Origin of the sequence: Pseudomonas sp. SIMBA_068 (genome assembly GCF_046534705.1) — a bacterium.
Lineage (GTDB): Bacteria > Pseudomonadota > Gammaproteobacteria > Pseudomonadales > Pseudomonadaceae > Aquipseudomonas > Aquipseudomonas putida.
Genome location: NZ_JAWRYI010000936.1, coordinates 1 through 257, shown reverse-complemented (window position 1 = coordinate 257; position 257 = coordinate 1). Strand labels below are relative to the sequence as shown.

Below are 257 nucleotides of genomic sequence, written 5' to 3'. Positions count from 1 at the left end.
CACTCAAGGTTTGCCCCACCGTTTGCCGTGGGTTCAGTGCCCGGTAAGGGTTCTGGAACACATACTGAACCTGGTGCCGCAACCGTGCATCACGCTGCCGGGCAGCAAAAGCCAAGGGTTGCCCGGCATAGCGCATTTGCCCCTGCACGTTCTCGCCCAGCCCGGCTATGGCCCGGGCCAGGCTGGTCTTGCCCGAGCCGGACTCACCGACCAATGCCAGGCATTCGCCCTGGCGCACCTGCAGCGACACATCGAAC

Annotated in this window: 1 protein-coding gene; it reads right to left on the bottom strand. The window is 64.2% G+C overall.

The window, feature by feature from the left end; genetic code table 11:
* Nucleotides 1–257: ATP-binding cassette domain-containing protein (locus SB756_RS32155; RefSeq protein WP_410913513.1), on the bottom strand; the 257-nt coding region annotated here is incomplete at both ends.